Below are 24,636 nucleotides of genomic sequence, written 5' to 3'. Positions count from 1 at the left end.
TAAATATCTTTGATGATCTTCAAGTTTAAAACCCATGAATGACAAAATCTCCAACTCCGATCGCGCCTATCAAAAGTTATATGAGGCAATTAGATCTGGGCAGTTAGCGCCTGGTACCCGTATTAGAGAAACCGAAATAGCTGAGCTTGTTGGCCTCAGCCGTACACCGGTGCGCGATGCCATTAAACGTCTTGAAAATGATGGATTGATTGAGCATCAACCGCGCATTGGTGCTGTTGTTAAATCGCTGTCTCATCAAGAAGTTGTTGAGCTTTATGAAATGCGGGCAGTTCTGGAGCGAACGGCCGCATCCATGGCAGCCAAACATGCTTCACTAGCTGAAATTGAAGAGATGAAAGAGCTCAATTCTTCGATGCTAAAAGCCTCTGGTAATCCGCGGGAAGTTGCGCGGCTTAATGAGCTCTTTCATCGATGTATTTTTAATGCCGCACGCAATCGCTTTTTGCTCGCTTCTTTTCAATCGCTGTCTAACGCTCTGCTTGTTCTTGGTCCGACCACGCTTGAAGGTATATCTCGGATTAAGTCGGTCTGTGAAAAACATGCTTTAATCATTGATGCTATGGAAGCACGCGATGAAAAACTGGCAGCTGAGGTTGCGGGATCTCATATTGAATCATCGCTGATTTATCGTTTAAAGGCCTTGCGCGAATGAACCGGTATGTCACTTTATCCATCGCTATCATTATCTCCTTAGCCGGTGCTGTCAGCTTCTCATATTTAGGTATACCACTGCCCTTTTTGCTGGGGCCGATTTTCTTTTGTTTAATCGCTGCGATTGCGCGTGTTCCAATGTCCGGCATTAAGCCGGTATCGGATTCTATGCGGACAATTTTGGGCGTTGCCATTGGCGCTTCAATTACGCCGGAATTGTTCACCCGGCTTGATACGATGATTGGCAGCGTCGCTTTTGTCCCGCTCATGTTGATTGTCATCGGTCTTGTGGGTGTTCCTTATTTTCGTTTCGCTGGATTTGATAAGCCAACGAGTTTTTATGCGGCCATGCCTGGGGGCTTGCAGGACATGCTTGCCTTTGGCGAGGAAGCGGGCGGCGATGTGCGCGCGTTATCATTGATCCATGCGACACGAGTGTTGGTAATTGTTGCCGTGCTGCCTTTCTTTTTGCAGTTCTATCGAGATGTGGATTTGACGATCTCGCCGGGAATTTCTGCCCAGCAAACACCCCTTTCACAAATAGCAATCATGGTTTTTTGTGCGGCCTTTGGGTGGTGGGGTGCAAGGAAAATCAAGCTTTTTGGTGCCAGCATTTTGGGCCCTTTGATTGTGGCCATGACGTTGTCATTGTCCGGCGTGCTTGAGGTGAGACCACCGACTGAAGCAATTCTTTTAGCGCAGTTTTTCATCGGCCTTGGGATCGGTGTTAAATATGTCGGGATCACCATGAAAGAGATCCGGCATGATATCACCGCAGCCATTGGGTTTTGCGTGGTTCTGGCAATAATCAGTGGTATATTTATCGAAGTGATTTTGTTGCTAGGTTTGGGTACAGACATTGATACGTTGCTATCTTTCGCACCAGGCGGGCAAGCAGAAATGGCGGTGATTGCCATTGTCGCTGGCGCAGATGTTGCGCATGTTGTGGCGCATCATCTTGTACGTATTGTGATGGTCATTCTCGGCGCGCCATTATTTGCGCGCTTCACAAAATAGCTGAACTTGAGTTTAGGCAACTACAAGCTGAGAATATTCAACGCCGTCTTTGTTCATTTTTACAAACTGGCCCTCGTCGATGGTTGTCCAATTATCCATTGTGCCATCTAAAGGTTCTGACGCTAACGCGTGGCCGCCGGAAGTTAGATCACCTGAGGCATAAAGCGTTGGGCTTTTGCGGTCGCTTGAACAGCGAAATCCATAAACGTTTTCACCGTCAGAAAAGACGCAAGCTATTCGGTTGGGATCTCGGATTTTTTTACCCAAAGCATTTTGCGCATCGCGGATTTTTGCAATGGTTGTTTCAATCGCTTTTTGCGGATCGGACTGCAATCCAAATTGCAAGGCCAGCAGGAAGAACAATTCAGAATCTGTCGTGCCTTTTCGATGATTATATAAATCATCGGACAAGTCAGCCTCTAGCCCGCGACGGATATTTCCAAACTCGGCGATTTGTCCATTATGGGCAAAGGACCAGTTTTTGAATGTAAAAGGATGGCAGTTGGAGCGTGTCGTTTCGCCAACTGTTGAGGCGCGCACATGTGCTAAAAACAACCTTGATTTGATCATCCGGCATAGGCTGGTCAGATTGCCATCTGACCATGCAGGAAGAACATCACGATATAGTCCAGGATGTGTCTCGTCAGAATACCAGGCAATCCCAAATCCATCGCCGTTTACTGCAAGCTTTGCTTCATTGGCTTGCTGGCTTTGTTGGAGCAATGAATGACTGGGTAGAACTATGATCCGTTCTAGCGGAATATCTGGTCCCAGATAGGCAGTTAGTCGACACATTAAACCGTATGTCCTTTTGATGATGAGATACGATGATTATGCCATAATAATCTGGGTATTACCTCCCAAATTTTCCGCTTAATTGGAAAAGTCTGAGATGTTTACCCAGATATTTCAATTCTGTGGGATATTTATATGATTATGACTTGGGTTGTGTCGTAATATTCTCAATATCATTCTTGTGCTTCTGGTAGAATTCCGATTTGTAGAATTCATCTACTAAGCCGCTTGGGATCGTAAATGATAGAAGCTTTGTTTCGTCCTTGGCAGCCAATCTCTCGACATTATCAATCGCATTGGTGATCATGCCGCCAGCAATCGTATTATTTGTGTCAGGATCAATGAGAATGAAGGACCCTGTTGTCTTGTTATCGAGATAGGTGTCAAAGGCAATCCGAGTAGAAAAATCTAGCTGCACATTTGCAAGATCATTAAGCGCAATTTTATCAGAAGTTTCCCAAACAGCGGTGTCCAGATTGAGCGTTTCTTCAGCGGTTACAATGACATATTGTTTGCGCGTATTGGATTTTAGCCAATATTGTTTGCCGGGCTGAACCCCATGATCGGTAAGTGCAATCAGCTGAGCTTTATAAGAATATTCAAGATTGGGTTTGTCATCGTTTGAGACGATCATATCACCACGTGAAATATCGATCTGACGATCGAGCACCAGTGTCACTGCATCACCCTGAACGCCAGCATTTCTGACCAAGTCGAAGGTTACAATTTTGCTAACATTTGCCTGTTCACCAGATGGAAGCACAGTGATTGGATCACCGGGTTTAATCGATCCTGCGGCAATCGTGCCTTGATAGCCGCGAAAACTTTCATCCGGTCTTGAAATACGCTGAACGGGAAAACGAAAACCCATGGAACGTGGGTTTGATTTAGGCGCTAATTCAAGCGTTTCTAGAAGCGTTTTTCCTTCATACCAAGGCATATTTTCAGACGCCGGGAAGGCGACATTTTCACCATTGATTGCAGAGGTCGGGATAGCGGTAATGGATGTGAAGTCAAATGATTTTGCAAGCGCTGTAAATTCAGCGTTGATTTCATCAAAGCGTGCCTGATCATAATCAATCAGGTCGATTTTGTTGATGATCAAAACGACTTGCTTGATACCCATTAATGAGACGACATTGGCGTGACGGCGTGTCTGTTCCAAAATGCCCGATCGTGCATCGATGAGCAAAACAGCAAGATCTGCTGTTGACGCACCGGTCACCATATTTTTGGTATATTGAGCATGACCTGGGGTGTCCGCAACGATGAATGATCTTTTCGGCGTTGAAAAATACCGGTAAGCCACGTCAATGGTGATGCCTTGCTCTTGTTCGGCTTGTAGACCATCAAGTAGATTAGCAAATTCAAGTGAGCCATGAGCATGACCAATCTGGCCCGGTTGTTTTTCAATCGCGCCGATTTGATCGTCAAACACAGCTTTGGTGTCCCACAATAATCGACCGATTAAAGTTGACTTGCCGTCATCCACGCTGCCGCATGTGATAAAGCGCAAAGGAATAGAATTTTTCGCAGCCAGCGTTGCGGCGCTCTGTATATTTGTTTGTAATTCAGTTTCTGAAATTTTCTCAGCGACGCTCATCAGAAATATCCTTCTCTTTTTTCAGTTCCATGGAACCGGCTTTATCTTTGTCAATTGCGCGACCTTGTCGTTCAGACGTTGTCGCTGTTTGGATCTCTGCAATGACCTCGTCAATATCGGATGCTGTTGAACGTACGCCACCCGTTAACGGGAAACACCCTAGGGTTCGAAAACGGATATTTTCTTTTTGGACAACTTCGCCGGGCGCGAGTTCTAAGCGTTCATCATCAGCAAGGATGATCATGCCATCGCGTTCAACAAATTGGCGTTCTTTTGCGTAATAAAGCGGAACGATTGGAATATCCTCAGCTTTAATATATTGCCAGATATCAAGCTCGGTCCAGTTGGATAAAGGGAAGGCTCTAACGCTCTCGCCTTTGAAAATATCACCGTTATAAATCGACCAAAGTTCAGCGCGCTGATTGCGTGGGTCCCAAGTGTGATCTGATTTACGAAAGGAGTAAATCCGCTCCTTGGCGCGGGATGCTTCTTCATCGCGTCTCGCCCCGCCAAAGGCTGCATCATAACCGCCATTATCAAGTGCCGTGCGCAGGGCTTCGGTTTTCATAATATCCGTGTAACGCGGATGGTTAAACGGGGTGATATTTTCCGCAGGTCCACGCGGATTTGTGTAGGAGATGAGATCGAGGCCATAGTCCGATACAATTTGGTCTCGGAAGGCGATCATTTCGGTAAATTTCCATCCGGTGTTTACGTGCAGAAGCGGAAACGGGATGGGTCCGGGAAAAAATGCTTTGCGCGCAAGATGTAGCAGCACGGATGAGTCTTTTCCCACCGAATAGAGCATAACCGGGTTTTGAAACTCGGCTGCAACCTCTCGGAAAATATATATTGCTTCGTTCTCAAGCGCCTTTAAATGCGGATCGAGTGGCGGTTTTGTATTTGTATCAGTCATAATTTATTCGTTTGTTTCAAGAGTTTTTCTTTGATGGAGACCGCATTCGCGTGAATTGTCGTTTTCCCACCACCAACGTCCGGCGCGTTCGTCTTCGCCCGGTTTAATGGCGCGTGTACATGGTTCACACCCGATGGAGGGGAAGCCTTTGTTGTGAAGCGGGTTGATAGGAACGTTAAATTTAGCAATCAGGTCGTCCATTGTTCGCGATGATAGATCGGCGAGCGGATTGAATTTGAGAACCTGATATTTCTCAGACCATTCACAAAACGGAACATGCGAACGATTGTTGGATTGTTCGCGACGTAAACCGGTGATCCACGCGTCAGCTGGGTTTAGTATCTGTTCAAGCGGCACAAGTTTACGAATGCGGCAGCATTCATGGCGCGCTTCAACGCTTTCATAAAATCCGTTTGCGCCAAAATTGTCCTCGTAGGATTTTACATTCTTATTGTCAGGGAGATATTCGTTGATTTTGGTCTGATATCTTTGTCGCGTGGTGTTTAAAAGTTCGATCGTTTGTGGAAATAATCTTCTCGTATTGATCGCGGCGATGGAAATATTATGCGTACCAGCATCAATGAGGTGCGTAATGAGCTGGTCCTCTTTGCCTAAGCTTGTTGTAAATGTTGCATTTTTGGTAAAATTGTCAATAAATTCAATACGTTGTGATATATTTAACGCAGCGAGCTGCTGATCAAATTCAAGGGCGACCTGTTTTGAAGACATAATTTTGGCTCTATTATTGAATAATAATTGGCCCCATCATAAGTCTCATTTTTTAACTTTAAAGGTATTTTTTGCCAAAATTATTGCAAATAGAGGTATCTTATGATCGCGATATTCTCGGAAGGGGCATTCAGTTTGCGAAATATAAAATTAAACACTCAATTGCCTCTTGGGACAAAGATTGCTATGAGCACGTCATGAACTTATTAACGCAAAATCGGCAGGGAAAGATCATCTTGATTGATGATCATAAACGCTTGCCTTCTCGTTTTTTGCTCGCTGTCACCAGCGCTGGGCGAGGAAACGGTTAGGTCTGAAACTGACTTACCGTTTTTAATCGCTTTTCATATTTCAAGGACAAAAAAATGACTGATACTCCACGCACTATGTATGACAAAATCTGGGACGACCACGTGGTCGACACTCAGGATGATGGCACTTGTCTATTATATATTGACCGCCACCTCGTTCACGAAGTGACAAGCCCGCAAGCTTTTGAAGGTTTGCGTATGACGGGCCGCAAAGTACGCGCGCCTGAAAAAACACTTGCTGTTGTGGATCACAATGTTCCAACAACTGCTGACCGTTACGAAGGTATCAAAAACGAAGAGAGCCGTATACAGGTTGAAGCTTTGGCCAATAACTCATCTGAGTTTGGTGTTGAATATTTCAATGAGAGCGATGTCCGTCAGGGTATCGTACACGTTGTCGGCCCGGAGCAAGGCTTTACACTTCCTGGTACAACAATCGTATGTGGTGATAGCCACACATCAACGCATGGTGCATTTGGTGCATTGGCGCATGGTATTGGAACATCTGAAGTTGAGCACGTGCTTGCAACGCAAACATTGATCCAGAAAAAAGCTAAAAACATGCTTGTGCGTGTGGATGGTCAATTGCCTGAAGGTGTGACAGCGAAAGATATCATTCTTGCCATCATCGGCGAGATTGGCACAGCTGGTGGTACTGGCTATGTGATCGAATTTGCGGGTGAAGCGATCCGTTCACTTTCAATGGAAGGTCGTATGACCATCTGTAATATGACAATTGAAGGCGGCGCGCGCGCTGGTTTGATTGCTCCTGATGAGACAACCTACGAATATTTCAAAGACAAGCCACGTGCACCGAAAGGTGAAGACTGGGATAATGCTTTAGAATATTGGAAGAAACTCGCGTCTGACGAAGGTGCACATTACGATAAGACAATTGTTTTGGATGCTGCTAACCTGCCGCCAATCGTCTCTTGGGGATCATCACCTGAAGATGTGATCTCTGTTGAAGGTGTTGTACCAAATCCAGATGAGATTGAAGATGAGAACAAACGTGCTTCTAAATGGCGTGCGCTTCAATATATGGGTCTTGAGCCAGGTACAAAAATCACGGACATTAGCATTGATCGTGTTTTCATTGGTTCATGTACAAATGGCCGTATTGAAGACTTCCGTGCTGTTGCCAAAGTTGTTGAAGGCAAAAAAGTTGCAGAAGGTGTGAACGCTATGATCGTGCCGGGTTCTGGTTTGGTGAAAGCAATGGCTGAAAAAGAAGGTTTGGATAAGATCTTCAAGGAAGCTGGTTTTGAATGGCGTGAGCCAGGTTGTTCCATGTGCTTGGCGATGAATGATGATCGTCTAAAGCCTGAAGAGCGTTGCGCATCAACATCAAACCGTAACTTTGAAGGTCGGCAGGGCTTTAAAGGTAGAACACACCTTGTGTCACCTGCAATGGCAGCCGCTGCTGCAATTAACGGCCACTTTGTGGATGTGCGCGAGCTTTAAGCCGCTCTTAAATTTTGCATAATTATTAAAACCGGATGGGTGAGAGCCTGTCCGGTTTTTTGTGCTTGGGATTTAGACGTTATCTTTGAGAGTTTTGTAAGTTTAGTCCAGATCAGGGACTTCACCAAGCCGCACGAAAAACTCTGGTTCGCTATATTCACCCGCTTCATCGTCAACGGTTAACCGATAAGCATCAACGCCGACATGTTCGGTGCTAAACTGGTGGATACGTTCAGCCTTGCGAATAGCATCTGCTTCTGAGGGTACTTCTTTGGTATCGGTGATCACAAGCTTTGCCGGAGCTCCGCCTTTAGCGTCTTGCCAACCATAGGTTTGGATAATGTAGCGGGTTTCTTCGGCCAAGTGTCAGCTCCTTAACGCGTGTGAATTTTATGGTGCTCGCGTCTCGTTTTGATATGGCACTGGTGCTTTATAAACACAAGTGTTCTAAAATATCTTGGACGGGATATTTAGGCTTTATCTATTTATAGCTAGTGCGTTCGTTTCACCTGTAAAATCGTTGTGCCGATGATAATGACAGCGATTACAACAGATAGCCATGCCAGCATGGAATTACTGTCCCAATTATTCGCTGCAATGGCAATCACACCCCATGCAATCGCAGCGCCATACGTCCAGTGTCTGAGTTTGTATATATTGATAACCGCAAACGGTGTTGCCAACATCAATGCAATGATGGCGGCCGGCACTTCACCGATGAAACCATAACCGGCGAGGACTAAACCGATGGATACAAAGGATGCTGCCGTTAGCCAACCTGCATAAAGTGCGACAGGCCAGGACGCTGCCCATTTTGGTGTGGCGCTCCGGGCTTGATAAAGTGACATTAAAGCTGTGATGAGCATTGCCCATATCAAAATTGTTGCCCAGATGGGTGAGACGAAGGCAACGGGTAGCCAAATTGCCCCAATGGCAAGCGAGATGAATAAGTGCAAGCGACCGTTATCCCAACTCCGATCTGTCTTGCGTTTTATCAATCCATAAGCGCCGTGAAAGATGAGCGCTAAATAGATTATGCCCCAAATCGCAAATGCCCATCCGGCAGGTTGTACGGCAGGATTATTTTGTGGAACTGGATAAAGCTCTGGGTCAAAGCCTCCAAATTCTGGCAATAGAAATGGCGTAAGTGCAAATGCGATTGCAGCGATTAGGATCAAGATTGGTTTCATGGCTTTATCTTTATTTAAATAGCGATATGTCTTTATACGATCAGCCATCGGGAAAAGATGTATTTGGTTTCTGATCTTGGTTCAATGTTCTGATTAATTCAGTGTTGCCTTAAGTTTGCGGTTCATCTATTTCCCGTTACAACTAAGTCCAGTTCAATGTATCGAGGAAAAGTCATGCAAGCCACTCAGCAGCTACGTCAAAAGTTTCAATCTCAGTGGGACATCGCAACTGACCACGCTTTTTGCAAAGAACTGGCTGATGGCACCTTGCCGATTGAAAAAATGAAATGGTATTTGGCGCAGGATTATCAATTTATCGATCGCTTTGTCAGGTTGCTTGCGACAGCCATCGCGCATGCACCATGTCTTGCGGACAGTGTGCCCGCAGCGCAGTTTTTAGCTGTGATCACCGGCCCAGAAAACACATATTTCCTGCGTTCGTTTGATGCGCTAGACATGACAGAGGAAGAGCGCAATCTTGCGCCTGCTCCAGAGACAACAGCATTTCAAGATTTAATGTATGACGCACAAACATCCGGGCGTTATGAGCAGATGTTGGCTGTGCTTGTAGTTGCGGAATGGACTTATCTGTCTTGGGCAGAGCGCTATGAGAATTACAATGAAAACTTGCCGTTTTGGTTTTCCGAATGGATCGATCTTCATTGTGGTGAGGGCTTTGAGGGCGTGGTGAATTATCTACGCGATCAGCTTGATAAAGCCTGGGGCGATCTTGATGACGCACAACGCGAAAAAGCGGAAGAGATGTTTGGTAAAGCGGTTGATTGCGAAGTTGATTTTTTTAACGCGAGCTATCAGTCTCGCGCTTAACCGTCTTTTGTTTGATGATATGATCGCCAAATGATTTTGGCCATAGCGATATCAAGCGCTGCAATTCCTGTGAAATCTGCAAGTGTGATTTGATCATCAGATTTGCGCCCAAGCTTCGGGTTTGTCAGAATGTTGCCAAGCTCTAGGACCGCGGTTTGGTCGATCAAACCCCGTTTTGCTGCTTCTTCAATTTCGCCATGATCGATACATTGGGATATTGAATCTGCAACGATAACGTCGGCCAATTCTGAGACCTCGGACATCAGCTCTTGTTTACCCGGCGCATCCGCGCCAATAGCAGATATATGCGTGCCAGGAGTAATCCATTCAGCTTTAATAAAGGGCGTGCTGCTGGTTGTCGTTGTCACAATGATGTCAGCTTGTCGGCAAGCTTGTTCTAAATCCGTTACGACTGAAACATTGAGCGAATTATCCAAGCGCGATTTAAGAGACTGAGCCTTTAAAGTATCTCGACCCCAAATGCTAAATTCCAGTGTTTGATTAAACTTTGCAGCATGGGCTCTAATTTGCATCTCAGCCTGAATGCCCGTTCCCACTATCAACATTTTTTCAGATGTGGCTTTTGCTAATAGGTGTGATCCGATAGCGCCACCAATTCCTGTGCGTACATCAGTTAGATGCATTTCATCGTGCAGCATGGCCATCACTTGACCAGTTTGCGCTGATAAAACCAACAATATTCCATTGCCATTTGGTAAGTCGTTTTTACCTAGATTGGGAAATCCGGTGGCAACTTTAGTGACGAAAAATTCATCGCCTTTGACGTGACCATACTTGATATGACAATCACCACTATGATCAGGAAATGTGATGTGACCCACCGGTGGAAGATTAACCTCGCCTTTGCTCGTCGCGATATAAGCAGATGTGATCTCATCAAAAGAAAGATCAAAATCAACAAGTTGTTCAATCTCAGAGCGATTTAATAATAGCACGGTTTGGTTCCTGGTTAATTGGTGGGTATTGGCTAACAGACTTAACCATCAATTCATAGAGTTTTTCATCCTATGCATCGTGACTTTAATTGCGGCATTTTGCTGGGTTGATTGATGGTAAAGGGTGGTGATAAGAGGTTGCTACTTCATCTAAAAACGAGCGATAAATGACACAAAAACTTCCTGAAGACTGCGGCTCTATGGCAGAATTGCGTGTGGAAATTGACCAGCTTGATCGTCAGCTTATTGAATTGATCGCAAAGCGTACAACTTATATCGACCGTGCTGCTGTGCTTAAGCAAAGTGAAAAAATGCCTGCAAGAATTACCTCACGCGTTGAAGAGGTCGTTGATAACGTTAAGCAGCTTGCAAAACAAAACAATCTTGATCCGGAAATTGCCGAAACCGTTTGGCGTGATCTGATTGAATGGTCAATCGCAAAAGAAGAAAAAGTCCTCGGTAAATAGCTCTTTTAAGCCCTTTCAGCTTTTCTGATCACGAAATCCTGATGTAATCGTGATTGGCATCAAGAAAAGCTTACGATTACGCTGATCGCCAATTGATAAGTTTGCGAAAAGGCTTTCTCATGGCAATTGGCTCAAAACCTCACCTTTATGTTTTCTATTCGTTTCTTGCGTTATGCGCGATGCTGGTAACCTCAGCTCAAGCAGAAGAAGGCAAGGCTCTGCCCAAATATGTGATTGAGAAATTTGGTGAGCCGCCCGCTATTCCTGAAGGTGATTTGTCCGATGAACTTACTGCAGCTGTGAAAGTTGCCTTCCTTGATGCGATGGCTCAATCCAGCTGGGGGCCAGATCAGACAGTTGCGCTGACCGAAATCTCTCAGTCTAAAGATCCACGTCTTGTGTGGATATTAAGTGATCTGATGCGTTTCTCATCTGGGCAGCGCCTTAATATTGAGCTTTCCGCAGCTTCAACAAGCCTTTTGGGCAAAGAGATACCTTTGCAAAACCAATGGGGAATTGCGACGGATCATTTAATCGCTTGGGATATCCCTGAGCCGCCGAATTATCTTGAATATAAGCGAGCGATTTTCACAACGATTGTGCCTGGCTGGGAGCGTATCTTCGTCGAAGGTGATATTGATTGGCGTCATGTGTCCTGGGGTGGGGTTCTCATTGATAACCGCCCATATGACACCACGGATGAGCCATGTAATTGTATCCCCGCTGCGGATAATCCGGAAGTCTCAAGCGCAGAAGATGCGACATGGCTGAAAGATGACGATGTGGTCTTTGGAATTGAGGTTAATGGTGAATACCGTGCCTATCCACGCCGTATCATGGAAGTGCGCGAGATGGTCAATGATACGCTTGGTGGCCGTCATCTTGGTATTCCATATTGCACATTGTGTGGCGCAGCGCAGGCCTATTTCACTGACCAGTTGCCAGAAGGTATTGAGCGACCAGTATTGCGCACATCCGGTCTTCTTATTCGCTCGAACAAAGTGATGTATGATCTTACGACTTATTCTGTGCTCGACACGTTTAAAGGCAATGCTGTAACGGGTCCGCTTTATGAAAAAGGCATTAAGTTGAAGCAGGCAAGTGTCGTCACCTCCACATGGGGTGCATGGAAAAAAGCCCATCCTGAGACGACTGTTCTGCTTGAAAGATACGCATTGGGCAGAGACCCTGATTTTAGAAATGGACGCGATGCAAATGGCCCGATTTTCCCGGTTGGCGATGTTGATCCGCGCCTGCCAGTTCATGAAGATGTCATTGGTGTGATCACTGAGGCTGGCCAACCAATTGCCTTCCAACGTTCAAATGCTGTCGCCGCGCTTGCAAGCGGTAAAGAAATTACATTTGGCGATGTGAGGTTGGTGCTATCGGGCAGTGGCGTTAAGGCTGTTGGCAAAGACGGTGCGGATATTGGCAGTCATCAAGCGTTTTGGTTTGCATGGTCACAGTTCCATCCTGAAACTGAATTATGGGTGGGGTCATAAGCCCCATTTAAATCAGTTCGGTTGGTTGTCTTTTTTGGTGACCAGCCGGGGCCGGCAAATAGCCGCATAAACACTTCTCTGCCAGACTTTGCTGATTTGAGATCACGGTAGAGCTGCGGGAATTCGGAAAACCAAACATGGATCGGGTTTGGGGTATCAAAATCTGTGGTCAGGCCATAGCGCGGTGTTTCTTCCTCCACTTGGAATGATCCGAACATACGATCCCAGATGATTAGGATGCCACCATAGTTTTTATCCAGATATTTCGCGTCAGAACCGTGATGAACTCGGTGGTGAGATGGCGTGTTTAGCACTTTTTCTAATGGACCCAATTTGCCAATAGTTTCTGTGTGGATCCATGTTTGATAGGCAAGCACAGTGAGCGAGCCGAAGAAAATCATATCCGGCGAGAAGCCCATAATGACCATAGGTGTATGAGCAATAAGTGCCCACACGCTTTCCAGCGGGCCAAAGCGAATGCCGGTAATGATATTAAAATCACGTGATGAATGATGCACGGCGTGCTGGGTCCATAAAATACGCACCTGATGGGCAATTCGGTGTTCCCAATAATAGGTGATATCCGCAACAATGACGACCAACACAAGTGTCCACCAATTCATCGGGATAGACCAGGGTACGAGACCTTCGGCCAGAATGTAGAACAGGCCATAGGCGCTGGTCATGATAAAGATTTCAACCAACAAATATGGTATTTGAGTTGAGGTGCTGGCGAGCATCTCTAAAAAAGTGCGACCTTTTAAGTTGCCTTTAAAGAATGCTTCCGCGATTTCAATCGCAAAGATGATGGCACCTATGATGAAGAACGCATCATCTATTTGTGTGCCTAAATTTTCTAAAAGTTCTAAATTCATTTTCTACTTACTCATTGAAGCTGAAAGGCCGGATGTCAGCGTGTGCCACGCAAGATCTGCAGCTTGTTTATGTGTGGCTTCGCCATCATTGACCATTACCCATGCGGCATAGGTTAATGCTTCAAAGCTCTCGGCGATCCATTTGGATGGGATATCAGGCGAGAAGGTGCCCTCTTGCTTTGCCTTTTCAATGTCAGCAATCAGCTCTTGCCGATCTTTCTCGTAAGCCTTAGCAATTTTTGGGTTTTTATCCAAAGGTTCATTGGCCAAAAACAATTGTCGGTTTGAAAGTGGGACGATTGCTTCAAGTGCTAATCGTAGACCTTCTGTATAGCTTTGCGCATCTTTTATCGCGTCTTCGACAGCTTCGTTTAACTCGTCCATCGCGGCCCAAGCCAAAGCTTCCATAAGATCATCTTTTGATGAGAAGTAACGGTGCAAAGTTGCGCGCCCAACACCAGCGCGCTTGGCAATTTTGTCCAAGGATGCGCTGGAGTTTTTGCTGAAGACATCAAAGCCTGCTTGCAGGATAGCGTCTTTTGTATCTAGTCGAATTTTTGTCATGAGACAAATATGTCTCATTTGGTATGAGTGTCAATCAGAAAATCTCAAACGAGCTTATGCAGTGGCTGTAAGTTTTTGGTTTAGCTGAGAATTAATTGTTTATGAAAACCGTGTTAGCCGCGCAAATCTTTGGGTGAAGCCATCACAAAATGCGAAGTTATGCGCGATACTTGCGGCACTGTTCCTAAAATTTCGGAATGGAAATATTTATAAGCTGCAAGATCACGCACCTCAATGCGCAGCATATATTCAAATTCGCCAGATATGCTGTGGCATTCCACCACTTGCGGTGCAGCTTGCATGGCGCGCTCAAACTCTTGCTGATCTTTTTTAAGGTGGCGAGCGAGCCCGACGGTCACAATCACGGTGAAACCTTTACCAGTGCGTTCCCGGTCAATAACAGCGCGGTAGCTTTTAATGGTTCCGTTTTTCTCAAGTTCGTGCACGCGTCTTAAACATGCGGATGTTGAAAGACCAACCTTATCAGCTAAGTCTACGTTGGAGATGCGTCCATCGCGCTCAAGTTCCCGCAATATAATTTCGTCAAATTTATCAATATCTCTCATATATTGCGTAATAACACATATCTTACGTATTTTCGCAATAAAATTTATGTCGGTCTGCAATAAAGTATTGTTCATGAGCAATGAACTTCTTATCGGATTAGTCGGTTTTGCGTTGGTGTCAGCATTTTCACCCGGCCCTAATAATCTAATGCTACTCAGTTCTGGGATGAATTTTGGCTGGCGTAAATCTGTGCCTCATATCTTGGGGATTGCGATCGGCTTCCCAGTGATGATTTTTGGTGTTGGGCTAGGCATTACGCAGATTTTTGAAGCCTATCCGATTAGCCTTCTGGTCATGAAGGTTTTGAGCGCGGTTTATTTGATCTATCTCGCTTATAAAATCGCTTCGACGCGGCCAGCAGGTATGGATCCGGAGATCAAAAACACCCGCCCATTGACCTTTATCCAAGCCGCTGCATTCCAATGGGTTAATCCCAAAGCCTGGGCCATGGCGCTAACGGCGATTTCTGCTTACACAATTGCAAACAATATGCTGCTCAGTGTTTTCATCGTCATATTTGTATTTCTGGCGGTGGGAATGATGTCCGCAAATACGTGGACAATCATTGGCTTGAAGCTTCGCATGTTCTTAAGCAATCCGGTTGCGTTCAGAGCATTTAATATCGGTTGCGCGCTAATTTTGGTGGCAACGTTATATCCGGTCCTCACCGGCGCATTTGTATAGATGGTTTTGAGTCTAATTTTTAAGAAACTCTAGATCAGATTTCTCATAGATATGGCGACCGGTTTCAGATGGCAATTCGATCTTTTTAGCCCATGCAATGCGCACATGAGACATTTTTAAATTTGGGTTATCGGCAAGAAAATCGCGACAATATTGATTATATTGATTGTGAGGTTTGATTTTGGTTTTCTCACCTGAGGCCTTAAGGAGTTGCTCTCGTTTTTTATGCTCTTCCACAGCATCTAAAAGTGTTTTGCCAATATTGGCTTTCATCCATTCCATGAAGGCGATGTTGAATTTAAAACCTTCTCCGCAGTGCTGTTTGAAAAATCTGCGCACATTTTGGGTGTTTTTATAGCTGTCAGTAATGATGGTGTTTTCATCAAGCACTTCGCAATGCCAATCAAACTTTGATAATTGTGGTGTGCGCTTACTTTTTAGTGCGCGATCTTTTGGTGAAGATTTCTCACCTGTATCTAAAAAATGCGCAATTCTGTCCAAGATATCAAATTTGGCGCCGGTGGATTTGACCCCATAGTGCTTTGCAATCAATGTGAGATCTTCTTTACGCCAATACCAGCGCTTAAATTCTGCTGCGTCTTTGATGGAAAGCGGATCAGGGCGTTTTTCATTGTTGCTCATGGCCGAACGTTAGATCAATGGTTTGTCATTTTCAATAACTGAAACTCGGTCAGATTTTTTGTGAAGTGGATGGCGTTATCGGGTTGGGTACGTTACCGTTTAAGAAGGTTATTTAAACAAAGAAGGTGCAACCCATGGAAACGATTACCCCCTTTATCGCCTATTCATTGGCATTGGCTGTGTCTGCACTCATCCCCGGTCCAGGTGTTGCAGCTCTTATTGGGCAAGCTCTTGGTAAACGCGTTAAAGATACAATGCCATTTATCCTGGGACATATCACCGGTGATGTATTCTTTCTAACACTCGCCGTTTTGGGATTGTCTGTCGTTGCAAAGGCCTTTTCCGGCGTATTTATTGTGATTAAAATTCTTGGCGCTTTATATCTTCTTTATATTGCATATGGCCTTTGGACTTCGAAAGGCGCGTTTCAAAGCACTGAAAACGAGCAAACCAAATCAAAAAAATCCCGCATGGCCGGTGGATATTTATATGGCTTGGTTGTCACGCTCGGAAACCCGAAAACTATTATTTTTTACATGGCTTTGATCCCTAATGTATTGGACTTAAACCAGGTTGGATTTTTAGATTGGTCGATACTGGCAGTGATCACCGCGACGATATTGATGATCACATTGTTGGTTTATGCCTTTGCTGCTTCCATTGCCGCTGGCGTATTATCCTCCGCAAAAGCACTGCTTCGGCTTAATCGTGCGGTCGCGGCGATCATCGGTAGTGTTGGTGTTGTTGTTCTGGCAGAAGCTGTTGATGCTCTAAGTGATAAAATTTTAGGCAAATCGGCAACTGCTGCCCCGCAATAGCTCTGTATGAGTTATTAAATACAGAGAATTAAACAATTATTTCGATTCAAGATGAAGCTTAAACCGATTTTATTTGGTTAGGTATCTTTGCCAAAGCGATTCGAGCTGCTAAAGAACGCCGCAATGATACAATTTTGTTTCAAATCAGTGGGAACCGAAGGATCATTTACTTTTGTACATGATCACAGGGTAGATTTATTGGCTTCCACATTCGCACACATCAAAAGGGGGCTTAATTATGAGCAGTGCACCTCAAAACAGGCCGTTATCGCCGCATCTTTCCGTTTATAAGCCTATTCCAACAATGGTCATGTCCATTGCGCACCGTGTTACTGGTGCAGCATTATATGTGGGCACGATCTTGGTCGCTTGGTGGTTGATCGCAGCAGCTTCTGGTGAAGTATATTTTGATCTGGTCAATGGAATTTTCGGATCCTTTATCGGTCGCTTAATCCTCTTTGGTTACACATGGGCACTTGTGCATCACATGCTTGGCGGCATTCGTCACTTTATTTGGGATACAGGTAAAGGTTTTGACAAAGACGTTTCCACCAAAATGGCGTGGGCAACGCTAGCTGGTTCTATCATCCTGACGATCCTGATTTGGATCATCGGCTATGCGACACGGATGTAGGGAGTAAATTATGGATTATCGTACACCTTTAAGCAAAGTTCGTGGCCTTGGTTCAGCCAAAGAAGGCACTGAGCATTTTTGGCGTCAGCGTTTAACAGCACTTGCCAACGTGCCGCTTTTGATTTTCTTCATTGGATTTATCATCACATATAATGGTGCGTCTTATGCAGAAGTGACCGGTGCATTGGGCAATCCAATTGTGGCTGTATTATTTGGATTGGTGATCATTTCAGGTGTTGTACACATGAAACTTGGTATGCAGGTCATCATCGAAGATTATATCCACACAGAAAGCACGAAGATCGCGCTTCTACTTTTCAATACATTTTTCGCAATTGTAATTGGTGCCTTGTCACTCTTTGCGATCTTAAAACTCGGTTTTGGGGGTTAATTCATGGCAGCTTCAGAAAACGCGCAAGATAAGCGCGCCTATGAATATGTAGATCACGCCTATGATGTGATTGTTGTCGGTGCCGGTGGTGCTGGCCTTCGCGCAACGTTGGGCATGGCAGAACAGGGCTTTAAAACAGCCTGTATTACAAAAGTATTCCCAACTCGTTCGCACACAGTTGCCGCGCAAGGTGGTATTGCCGCGTCGCTTGTAAACATGACGCCGGATTGCTGGCAGTGGCATATGTATGACACCGTGAAAGGCTCTGACTGGCTTGGTGATGTTGATGCGATGCAGTATCTGACCATGGAAGCTCCAAAAGCTGTTTATGAACTTGAACACTACGGTGTGCCATTTTCACGAAATGAAGAAGGTAAGATTTACCAGCGCCCATTTGGCGGGCATATGCAAAACTATGGTGAAGGTCCACCCGTACAGCGCACATGTGCTGCAGCTGACCGTACTGGTCACGCGATTTTGCACACGCTTTATGGACAGTCACTTAAGAATAACGCCGAATTCTTTATCGAGTATTTCGCCCTTGATTTGATCATGGAAGATGATGGACGTTGCACAGGTGTTGTCGCTTGGAACCTTGATGATGGTAAGATCCACCGCTTCTCAGCCAAAATGGTTGTGTTGGCAACAGGTGGTTATGGCCGTGCATATTTCTCTGCAACATCAGCACATACATGTACTGGTGATGGTGGCGGCATGGTCGCACGTGCGGGTCTTCCTTTGCAGGATATGGAGTTCGTCCAATTCCACCCAACTGGCATTTACGGTTCAGGTACATTGATTACTGAAGGTGCACGCGGTGAGGGCGGTTATCTCGTCAACTCTGAAGGCGAACGTTTCATGGAACGTTATGCACCATCTGCGAAAGATTTGGCATCTCGTGATGTGGTGTCTCGTTGTATGACAATGGAAATTCGCGAAGGTCGCGGTGTTGGCAAGAACAAAGATCATATCTTCTTGCATCTTGATCACCTAGATCCTGATGTATTGGCAGAGCGTCTACCAGGTATTTCAGAATCTGCGAAGATTTTTGCTGGTGTTGATGTAACGCAAGCGCCAATTCCGGTGCTACCAACAGTTCACTATAATATGGGCGGTATTCCAACCAACTATTGGGGTGAAGTTGTAAATCCAGCACTTGGTTCTCCGGACGCTGTGTCTCCGGGTCTTATGGCTGTGGGTGAGGCGGGCTGTGCATCGGTTCACGGGGCTAATCGTTTGGGTTCAAACTCATTGATTGATTTGGTGGTCTTTGGCCGCGCAGCAGCTATTCGTGCAGCTGAAGTGATCAATAAAGATGAGCCTATTCCAAACTTGAACACGCAAGCCTGCGATAAGATCATGGATCGTTTTGATGGTCTTCGCCATGCAAAAGGTGGCACACCAACTGCTGCGCTTCGTGATAAAATGCAAGCAGCGATGCAAGACGATGCTGCGGTGTTTAGAACGCAGGAATCTCTTGAATCTGGTTGTAAGCGTTTGTCTGAGATCTGGGGTGAGATGAGTGATTTGAAAGTCACTGATACGTCAATGATCTGGAACTCTGATCTTGTTGAAACACTTGAGCTGACAAACCTCATGCCGAACGCGATTACAACTGTTTATGGTGCGGAAGCACGTAAAGAGAGCCGTGGGGCGCATGCGCGCGAAGATTATACAGAAGGCGCATTTGCTGGCCGTGATGATGAAAACTGGCGCAAGCACACATTGTCCTGGGTGAATGAAAAAGGCGATGTGACGCTTGATTATCGTCCAGTGCATACAGAGCTTATTGCCGACGGCATTGATATTGCGAAAATCGCACCGAAAGCACGGGTTTACTAAAACTGGTCGTTGGAAAATAACGACGTTAGGGAATTTGAGATATGGCTGAATTAACACTTCCAAAAAACTCAACGGTACAAACAGGTAAATCCTGGCCAAAGCCGGAAGGCGCCAAAAATGTTCGCGAATATAAGGTTTATCGCTGGTCACCTGATGATAGCGACAATCCAAGTGTTGATACATTTTATGTTGATTTAGATGATTGTGGTCCAATGGTTTTGGACGGTCTTCTTTATATTAAGAACAAGATTGATCCGACTTTGACATTCCGTCGCTCTTGCCGTGAAGGTATTTGCGGCTCATGTGCGATGAATATCGACGGTACAAACTCATTGGCTTGTACAAAGGGAATGGACGAGATCAATGGCACGGTAAAAATTTATCCTTTGCCGCACTTGCCGGTGGTTAAAGACCTTGTACCAGATTTGAATAATTTCTATGCGCAGCATCGTTCGATTGAGCCTTGGTTACAAACGGTTTCACCACAGCCAGCAACAGAGTGGAAACAAAGCCACGAAGACCGTGCGAAATTGGATGGGCTTTATGAGTGCATCTTGTGTGCTTGTTGTTCAACGTCTTGCCCAAGCTACTGGTGGAATGGCGATCGTTATTTAGGTCCTGCGGTTCTGTTGCAAGCTTATCGCTGGCTTATTGATAGTCGCGATGAAGCAACTGGTGAGCGTTTGGACAATTTGGAAGATCCGTTCCGCTTGTATCGTTGTCATACGATTATGAACTGTGCGCAAACATGTCCTAAAGGTCTAAATCCGGCGAAAGCAATTGCCGAAATCAAGAAAATGATGGTTGAACGTCGCGTGTAGCGACTAGGAAATTATTGTTTTAATTGAGATAAACTGTGGCTTTGCCGCAGTTTAGTCGAATTTTTGTTTATTTTTAACCATATTGCGGTTTTATGAGGTCTACGATAATAGACGTCATAGAGTTTCGCGTTTGAATAACGGCAATATACGGGAGTATTCACCATGCGTGTGTCATATTTAGTAACTGCAGCTGCGGTTCTTGCTGTGCTATCTGGTTGCCAACGCACAAGTTTTGGTGGTTTCCCTGGACAGCGTACGACCAATACGCAAGTCGTTCAGCCACAACCTATCTCGCCAGCACCTGTTGGCGGTGTTGAAGCAAGCCAACTGCCAGACGCGACAAGTGATCCGAACCAATTCCCAGCGGCACCAAATGCTACTGCGACAGATACAACTCAGATCGCGGCTGCTGCGCAAGACTTGACCAAAGAAGAGTTGATCGGGCGTTGGACGCTCGCAGCTGATGGGCAAACCTGCGATATTTTCTTATCTTTGACAAAGTGGACAGGCGGCTATCGTGCTGCTTCACGCGGGTGTGCGGGACAATCAGCTGTTATTTCTGCATGGGATGTGAAGGGCAAGCAGGTTGTTTTAGCTGATAGCACAGGCGCAAATGTTGCAAGCCTTTATAAAACAGCCTCTGAACGCTATAGCGGATCACTTACAAGTGGTGGCGCTGTCGGCATGAGCCGATAATTAGGTTTCATACACTAAGGTAGGGCCTTTATGCCTCAGTCGGAAATGCTAACGGTCTCAGCTTCTTATGAGCTGTTGGTCAATTCTGGAGAGGTCCAACCAGACCCTGCTCAAAAGGCAATGATAAAATCTCTTGATCAAGTGCTTGATTATGTGCGTAACCGACGAGTTGCGTCTAAATCCAACGCGCTTGGCTGGCTATTTGCCAAACGTCAAAAGAAGGATACGCCGACAAAGGGCCTCTATATTCATGGGTCGGTTGGCCGCGGCAAAACCATGCTAATGGATATGTTTTATGAGCTGGTGCCTGCAAAGCGCAAGAAACGCATTCATTTCAATGATTTTATGGCCGACGTCCATAACCGCATCCACGCTCATAGGCAGAAGTTTCAGAATGGCGAAAGTCGGGAAAAAGATCCCATTCCGCCGGTCGCTTCGCAGTTGTTTGCTGAGGCTTGGATTTTATGTTTTGACGAATTTTCGGTCACAGATATTACCGACGCGATGATTTTATCGCGACTTTTTGAACAACTTTTTTCAAAAGGTTGCATCCTTATCGCCACCTCAAATGTCGAACCTGTTAATCTTTATAAGGATGGTTTGAGCCGGGAATTGTTCCTACCATTTATCGATTTACTGGATGAACATGTCGATGTTCTAAGTCTGGATTCTCCAACCGATTATCGGATGGAAAAAACCAATCAGCTGCCTGTTTACATCTCACCACTTAATGATGAAACGCGGCTGAAAATGGATGAAGCCTGGGCTGCATTAACGGCTGGCAAGAATGTTTCAAAAGACCATAAGATTGAAAATAAAGGTCGCCAAATTGAGGTGCCTTCATCTGTAACGGGGTGTGCAAGGTTTTCATTTGATGATCTTTGCGCGAAGCCGCTTGGCGCTTCAGATTATATTGCTATTGCCGAAGAGTTCCACACCATTGTGCTGGACGATGTGCCGCAATTGGGTAATCAAAAGCGCAATGAGAGCAAGAGATTTATCACGCTGATCGATGTTCTTTACGATAAGAAAATTCGACTTTTTGTCTCAGCTGAGAAGCTTGCAGATGAACTTTATGAAGGTGAACGCGGCACGGAAGCGTTCGAGTTTGCGCGCACGGCATCGCGATTATTTGAAATGCAGAGCGCTGAATATCTGGAATCATTGGAAATTAGCTAGATTTCACCATTTTCGAAAAGTAATTTAAATCGATTTATTTTACGTTTACGTAAAAATAACACACTATAACTTATTGATAAATATGTATTAAAAAATTGACTTGCATTTATTTCAGTAGGATTCTAAGCCTTTGCGGTAACTCTTCCAGGCTTTTGGATGCAGCTGAGTTTCCCATCGCTGCAACTGAATGCGTTAAAAACTAATTCGGGCGACAAAAAATCATGACTTATTCTTATCGCCTCAGTTCTAATGGCCTTATTCAGGCGAAATAACTCGGAGACGAAGCTCAATGGCACGTAAAAAAATTGCACTCATCGGATCAGGTATGATCGGTGGTACCTTGGCACATCTTGCATCAATGAAAGAACTCGGAGATGTCGTCCTATTCGATATCGCCGATGGTATCCCGCAGGGTAAAGCGCTGGATCTTGCAGAATCTTCTCCCGTTGATGGATTTGATAGCGCTCTATCAGGTGCAAATGATTATGAAGCAATCGCTGATGCTGACGTTTGTATCGTTACTGCTGGTGTTGCACGTAAGCCTGGCATGAGCCGTGATGACCTTTTGGGTATCAACCTTAAAGTGATGGAACAAGTTGGTGCAGGTATTGCTAAATACGCGCCAAACGCATTTGTGATCTGTATCACAAACCCGCTTGATGCGATGGTATGGGCTTTGCAAAAATTCTCAGGTCTTCCAAAAAACAAAGTTGTTGGTATGGCTGGTGTGCTTGATAGTGCACGTTTCCAATACTTCCTTGCTGATGAGTTTAAAGTGTCAGTTAAAGACGTGACAGCATTTGTGCTTGGCGGCCATGGTGACACAATGGTGCCGCTTGCTCGTTACTCAACAATTGGCGGTATTCCATTGCCTGACCTTATTGATATGGGTTGGACAACAAAAGAGCGTCTTGAAGAAATTATCCAGCGTACACGTGATGGTGGTGCTGAAATCGTTGGTCTTCTAAAGTCAGGTTCGGCTTATTATGCGCCTGCGGCATCTGGCATCAAAATGGCTGAAGCTTACTTGAAAGATCAAAAACGCGTCATTCCATGTGCGGCTCACTTGTCTGGCCAATATGGCGTTAAAGATTTGTATGTTGGCGTTCCAACCATCATCGGCGCTGAAGGCGTTGAGCGCGTGGTTGAGATTGACTTGAATAAAGCCGAGCAAGCGGCATTTGATGCATCTGTGTCAGCGGTTGTTGGTCTTTGCGAAACATGTGCGGAAATCGCACCGAACCTTAAATAATCTTCCAGAAACGGGAACGAATTTATGAATATTCATGAATATCAAGCCAAGGCTTTATTAAAGTCGTTTGGCGCACCGGTTGCCCAAGGTGTGCCAATTTTATCAGCGGATGACGTTGATGCGGCGATCGAAGCTTTGCCAGGTCCACTTTATGTGGTCAAAAGCCAAATCCATGCGGGTGGACGTGGCAAAGGCAAGTTTAAAGAACTTGGCGCAGATGCAGCCGGTGGTGTGCGTTTGGCGTTTAATCCAGATGAGGTTCGCTCTCATGTGGCAGAAATGCTGGGTAATACGCTCGTTACAAAGCAAACTGGCCCAGCGGGTAAGCAAGTAAACCGTCTTTATCTAGAAGATGGTGCCGATATTGCACGCGAACTATATTGCTCGCTACTTGTTGATCGTACAGTTGGCCGCGTTGCTTTTGTTGTATCAACAGAAGGCGGCATGGATATTGAAGCTGTTGCGGAAGAAACACCTGAAAAGATCATCACAGTTGCGATTGATCCAGACACGGGTGTTACTGCTGCCGACGTTGCAAAGATCAACAATGCTCTTGAGCTTGATGGTGCTGCAGCAGAAGATGGCGCTGGTTTGTTCCCAATTCTTTATAATGCCTTTGTTGAAAAAGACATGGCGCTTCTAGAGATCAACCCATTGATCGTTATGAAAGATGGTCACTTGCGCGTTCTTGATGCGAAAGTATCATTTGATGGAAACGCAGTGTTCCGTCATGAAGATGTGCAGGAATTGCGCGATCTAACAGAAGAAGACGAAAAAGAGATCGAAGCTTCTAAATATGATCTAGCTTACGTTGCTCTTGATGGTGACATTGGCTGTATGGTCAATGGTGCTGGTCTTGCCATGGCAACCATGGATATCATTAAATTGTACGGTGCTGAACCTGCTAACTTCCTTGATGTTGGTGGTGGCGCGACAACTGAAAAAGTTACAGCTGCGTTTAAAATCATCACATCTGATCCAAATGTAAAAGGCATTTTGGTCAATATCTTCGGTGGCATCATGAAATGTGATGTGATTGCGGAAGGTGTTGTGACAGCTGTGAAAGATGTTGGTTTGAAGGTGCCGTTGGTTGTGCGCCTTGAGGGTACCAATGTTGAAGCTGGTAAGAAGATTATCAATGATTCCGATGTGGATGTGATCGCAGCGGATGATCTTGATGATGCAGCTCAGAAAATTGTTAAAGCGGTGAAGGGATAACAG

26 protein-coding genes and 1 pseudogene are annotated in these 24,636 nt (G+C 45.4%); 16 read left to right on the top strand and 11 right to left on the bottom strand.

What is annotated here, in order from left to right; all coding sequences use genetic code 11:
- Positions 1-34 precede the first annotated feature (34 nt).
- Positions 35-673, top strand: a complete 639-nt coding sequence (locus ACZ1GZ_RS01200; protein ID WP_472666600.1) for a GntR family transcriptional regulator — start codon at positions 35-37, stop codon at positions 671-673.
- On the top strand, positions 670-1,689 hold the full coding sequence (locus tag ACZ1GZ_RS01195; RefSeq protein WP_472666599.1) for an AbrB family transcriptional regulator: 1,020 nt from the start codon (positions 670-672) through the stop codon (positions 1,687-1,689). Before ACZ1GZ_RS01200 ends, ACZ1GZ_RS01195 begins: the two co-directional genes overlap by 4 nt.
- Positions 1,690-1,701: 12 nt before the next feature.
- Here the strand turns inward: ACZ1GZ_RS01195 and ACZ1GZ_RS01190 are convergent, their stop codons facing one another.
- The 4 genes and pseudogenes from ACZ1GZ_RS01190 to ACZ1GZ_RS01175 all read right to left on the bottom strand — a co-directional run bounded on the left by ACZ1GZ_RS01190 (position 1,702) and on the right by ACZ1GZ_RS01175 (position 5,732).
- The gene (locus tag ACZ1GZ_RS01190) at positions 1,702-2,484 is read right to left on the bottom strand and encodes a class II glutamine amidotransferase (RefSeq protein WP_472666598.1); all 783 of its coding nucleotides are present in this window, start codon (positions 2,482-2,484) and stop codon (positions 1,702-1,704) included.
- Between the two features lie 139 nt (positions 2,485-2,623).
- On the bottom strand, positions 2,624-4,087 hold the full coding sequence (gene cysN / locus ACZ1GZ_RS01185) for a sulfate adenylyltransferase subunit CysN (protein ID WP_472666597.1): 1,464 nt from the start codon (positions 4,085-4,087) through the stop codon (positions 2,624-2,626).
- Positions 4,087-5,003 (bottom strand): annotated as a pseudogene (gene cysD / locus ACZ1GZ_RS01180) (sulfate adenylyltransferase subunit CysD). The gene cysN and the pseudogene cysD overlap by 1 nt, the downstream one beginning before the upstream one ends.
- Positions 5,004-5,006: 3 nt before the next feature.
- Complete coding sequence (locus tag ACZ1GZ_RS01175; RefSeq protein ID WP_472666596.1) at positions 5,007-5,732, bottom strand: phosphoadenylyl-sulfate reductase; 726 nt, start codon at positions 5,730-5,732, stop codon at positions 5,007-5,009.
- 365 nt (positions 5,733-6,097) lie between these two features.
- Between ACZ1GZ_RS01175 and leuC the strand changes: the two genes are divergently transcribed.
- Positions 6,098-7,507 carry a 3-isopropylmalate dehydratase large subunit gene (leuC, locus tag ACZ1GZ_RS01170; protein WP_472666595.1) on the top strand — a complete coding sequence of 470 codons (1,410 nt, stop codon included), beginning with the start codon at positions 6,098-6,100 and terminating at the stop codon, positions 7,505-7,507.
- A gap of 102 nt (positions 7,508-7,609) precedes the next feature.
- Here the strand turns inward: leuC and ACZ1GZ_RS01165 are convergent, their stop codons facing one another.
- Both ACZ1GZ_RS01165 and ACZ1GZ_RS01160 read right to left on the bottom strand, forming a co-directional pair.
- Positions 7,610-7,870 (bottom strand): hypothetical protein, encoded by a 261-nt coding sequence (locus ACZ1GZ_RS01165; RefSeq protein ID WP_472666594.1) that lies wholly within the window; start codon positions 7,868-7,870, stop codon positions 7,610-7,612.
- Positions 7,871-7,998: 128 nt separating this feature from the next.
- Positions 7,999-8,697 (bottom strand): TspO/MBR family protein, encoded by a 699-nt coding sequence (locus tag ACZ1GZ_RS01160; protein ID WP_472666593.1) that lies wholly within the window; start codon positions 8,695-8,697, stop codon positions 7,999-8,001.
- Positions 8,698-8,871: 174 nt separating this feature from the next.
- On the opposite strand from ACZ1GZ_RS01160, the gene ACZ1GZ_RS01155 reads away from it, so the two are divergent.
- Positions 8,872-9,525, top strand: a complete 654-nt coding sequence (locus ACZ1GZ_RS01155; protein WP_472666592.1) for a TenA family protein — start codon at positions 8,872-8,874, stop codon at positions 9,523-9,525.
- Here ACZ1GZ_RS01155 and ACZ1GZ_RS01150 read toward each other — a convergent pair.
- Positions 9,522-10,481, bottom strand: coding sequence for an ornithine cyclodeaminase family protein (locus ACZ1GZ_RS01150; protein WP_472666591.1), 960 nt, complete (start codon positions 10,479-10,481; stop codon positions 9,522-9,524). The two genes, ACZ1GZ_RS01155 and ACZ1GZ_RS01150, sit on opposite strands and share 4 nt — an antisense overlap.
- A 167-nt stretch (positions 10,482-10,648) precedes the next feature.
- Between ACZ1GZ_RS01150 and ACZ1GZ_RS01145 the strand changes: the two genes are divergently transcribed.
- Positions 10,649-10,948: a chorismate mutase gene (locus tag ACZ1GZ_RS01145; RefSeq protein WP_472666590.1), complete on the top strand. Its 300-nt coding sequence runs from the start codon at positions 10,649-10,651 to the stop codon at positions 10,946-10,948.
- A gap of 53 nt (positions 10,949-11,001) precedes the next feature.
- On the top strand, positions 11,002-12,450 hold the full coding sequence (locus ACZ1GZ_RS01140) for a DUF3179 domain-containing (seleno)protein (RefSeq protein WP_472666589.1): 1,449 nt from the start codon (positions 11,002-11,004) through the stop codon (positions 12,448-12,450).
- Here ACZ1GZ_RS01140 and ACZ1GZ_RS01135 read toward each other — a convergent pair.
- The 3 genes from ACZ1GZ_RS01135 to ACZ1GZ_RS01125 form a co-directional block, all read right to left on the bottom strand.
- Positions 12,387-13,325, bottom strand: a complete 939-nt coding sequence (locus tag ACZ1GZ_RS01135) for a sterol desaturase family protein (protein WP_472666588.1) — start codon at positions 13,323-13,325, stop codon at positions 12,387-12,389. The two genes, ACZ1GZ_RS01140 and ACZ1GZ_RS01135, sit on opposite strands and share 64 nt — an antisense overlap.
- A gap of 3 nt (positions 13,326-13,328) precedes the next feature.
- Positions 13,329-13,889, bottom strand: coding sequence for a TetR/AcrR family transcriptional regulator (locus ACZ1GZ_RS01130; protein WP_472666587.1), 561 nt, complete (start codon positions 13,887-13,889; stop codon positions 13,329-13,331).
- Positions 13,890-14,002: 113 nt separating this feature from the next.
- A complete protein-coding gene (locus ACZ1GZ_RS01125) occupies positions 14,003-14,455 on the bottom strand; it encodes an Lrp/AsnC family transcriptional regulator (protein ID WP_472666586.1) in 453 nt (150 codons plus the stop codon).
- Positions 14,456-14,528: 73 nt separating this feature from the next.
- Between ACZ1GZ_RS01125 and ACZ1GZ_RS01120 the strand changes: the two genes are divergently transcribed.
- Entirely contained in the window at positions 14,529-15,140 is a 612-nt protein-coding gene (locus ACZ1GZ_RS01120; protein ID WP_472666585.1) for a LysE family translocator, read from the top strand.
- A gap of 12 nt (positions 15,141-15,152) precedes the next feature.
- On the opposite strand, the gene ACZ1GZ_RS01115 is transcribed toward ACZ1GZ_RS01120, so the two are convergent.
- Positions 15,153-15,782: a DUF6434 domain-containing protein gene (locus tag ACZ1GZ_RS01115; protein ID WP_472666584.1), complete on the bottom strand. Its 630-nt coding sequence runs from the start codon at positions 15,780-15,782 to the stop codon at positions 15,153-15,155.
- 134 nt (positions 15,783-15,916) lie between these two features.
- On the opposite strand from ACZ1GZ_RS01115, the gene ACZ1GZ_RS01110 reads away from it, so the two are divergent.
- From ACZ1GZ_RS01110 to sucC, 9 genes are all read left to right on the top strand, one after another.
- Entirely contained in the window at positions 15,917-16,600 is a 684-nt protein-coding gene (locus ACZ1GZ_RS01110; RefSeq protein ID WP_472666583.1) for a LysE family translocator, read from the top strand.
- A 238-nt stretch (positions 16,601-16,838) separates the two neighbouring features.
- Complete coding sequence (sdhC, locus tag ACZ1GZ_RS01105) at positions 16,839-17,234, top strand: succinate dehydrogenase, cytochrome b556 subunit (protein WP_472666582.1); 396 nt, start codon at positions 16,839-16,841, stop codon at positions 17,232-17,234.
- A gap of 10 nt (positions 17,235-17,244) precedes the next feature.
- A complete protein-coding gene (gene sdhD / locus ACZ1GZ_RS01100) occupies positions 17,245-17,625 on the top strand; it encodes a succinate dehydrogenase, hydrophobic membrane anchor protein (protein ID WP_472666581.1) in 381 nt (126 codons plus the stop codon).
- 3 nt (positions 17,626-17,628) lie between these two features.
- On the top strand, positions 17,629-19,467 hold the full coding sequence (sdhA, locus tag ACZ1GZ_RS01095) for a succinate dehydrogenase flavoprotein subunit (RefSeq protein WP_472666580.1): 1,839 nt from the start codon (positions 17,629-17,631) through the stop codon (positions 19,465-19,467).
- Between the two features lie 41 nt (positions 19,468-19,508).
- Positions 19,509-20,288, top strand: a complete 780-nt coding sequence (locus tag ACZ1GZ_RS01090; RefSeq protein WP_472666579.1) for a succinate dehydrogenase iron-sulfur subunit — start codon at positions 19,509-19,511, stop codon at positions 20,286-20,288.
- A 162-nt stretch (positions 20,289-20,450) separates the two neighbouring features.
- A complete protein-coding gene (locus tag ACZ1GZ_RS01085) occupies positions 20,451-20,984 on the top strand; it encodes a protease inhibitor Inh/omp19 family protein (RefSeq protein ID WP_472666578.1) in 534 nt (177 codons plus the stop codon).
- Between the two features lie 30 nt (positions 20,985-21,014).
- Complete coding sequence (zapE, locus tag ACZ1GZ_RS01080) at positions 21,015-22,163, top strand: cell division protein ZapE (RefSeq protein WP_472666577.1); 1,149 nt, start codon at positions 21,015-21,017, stop codon at positions 22,161-22,163.
- Between the two features lie 289 nt (positions 22,164-22,452).
- On the top strand, positions 22,453-23,415 hold the full coding sequence (gene mdh, locus ACZ1GZ_RS01075) for a malate dehydrogenase (protein ID WP_472666576.1): 963 nt from the start codon (positions 22,453-22,455) through the stop codon (positions 23,413-23,415).
- A 24-nt stretch (positions 23,416-23,439) separates the two neighbouring features.
- Positions 23,440-24,633 (top strand): ADP-forming succinate--CoA ligase subunit beta, encoded by a 1,194-nt coding sequence (gene sucC / locus ACZ1GZ_RS01070; RefSeq protein ID WP_472666575.1) that lies wholly within the window; start codon positions 23,440-23,442, stop codon positions 24,631-24,633.
- The last annotated feature ends 3 nt before the right edge of the window (positions 24,634-24,636 follow it).

This window comes from Lentilitoribacter sp. JB5-8, assembly GCF_055693385.1.
The sequence above is the reverse complement of the archived record's forward strand: the minus strand, read 5'-3'. Positions and strand labels throughout refer to the sequence as shown.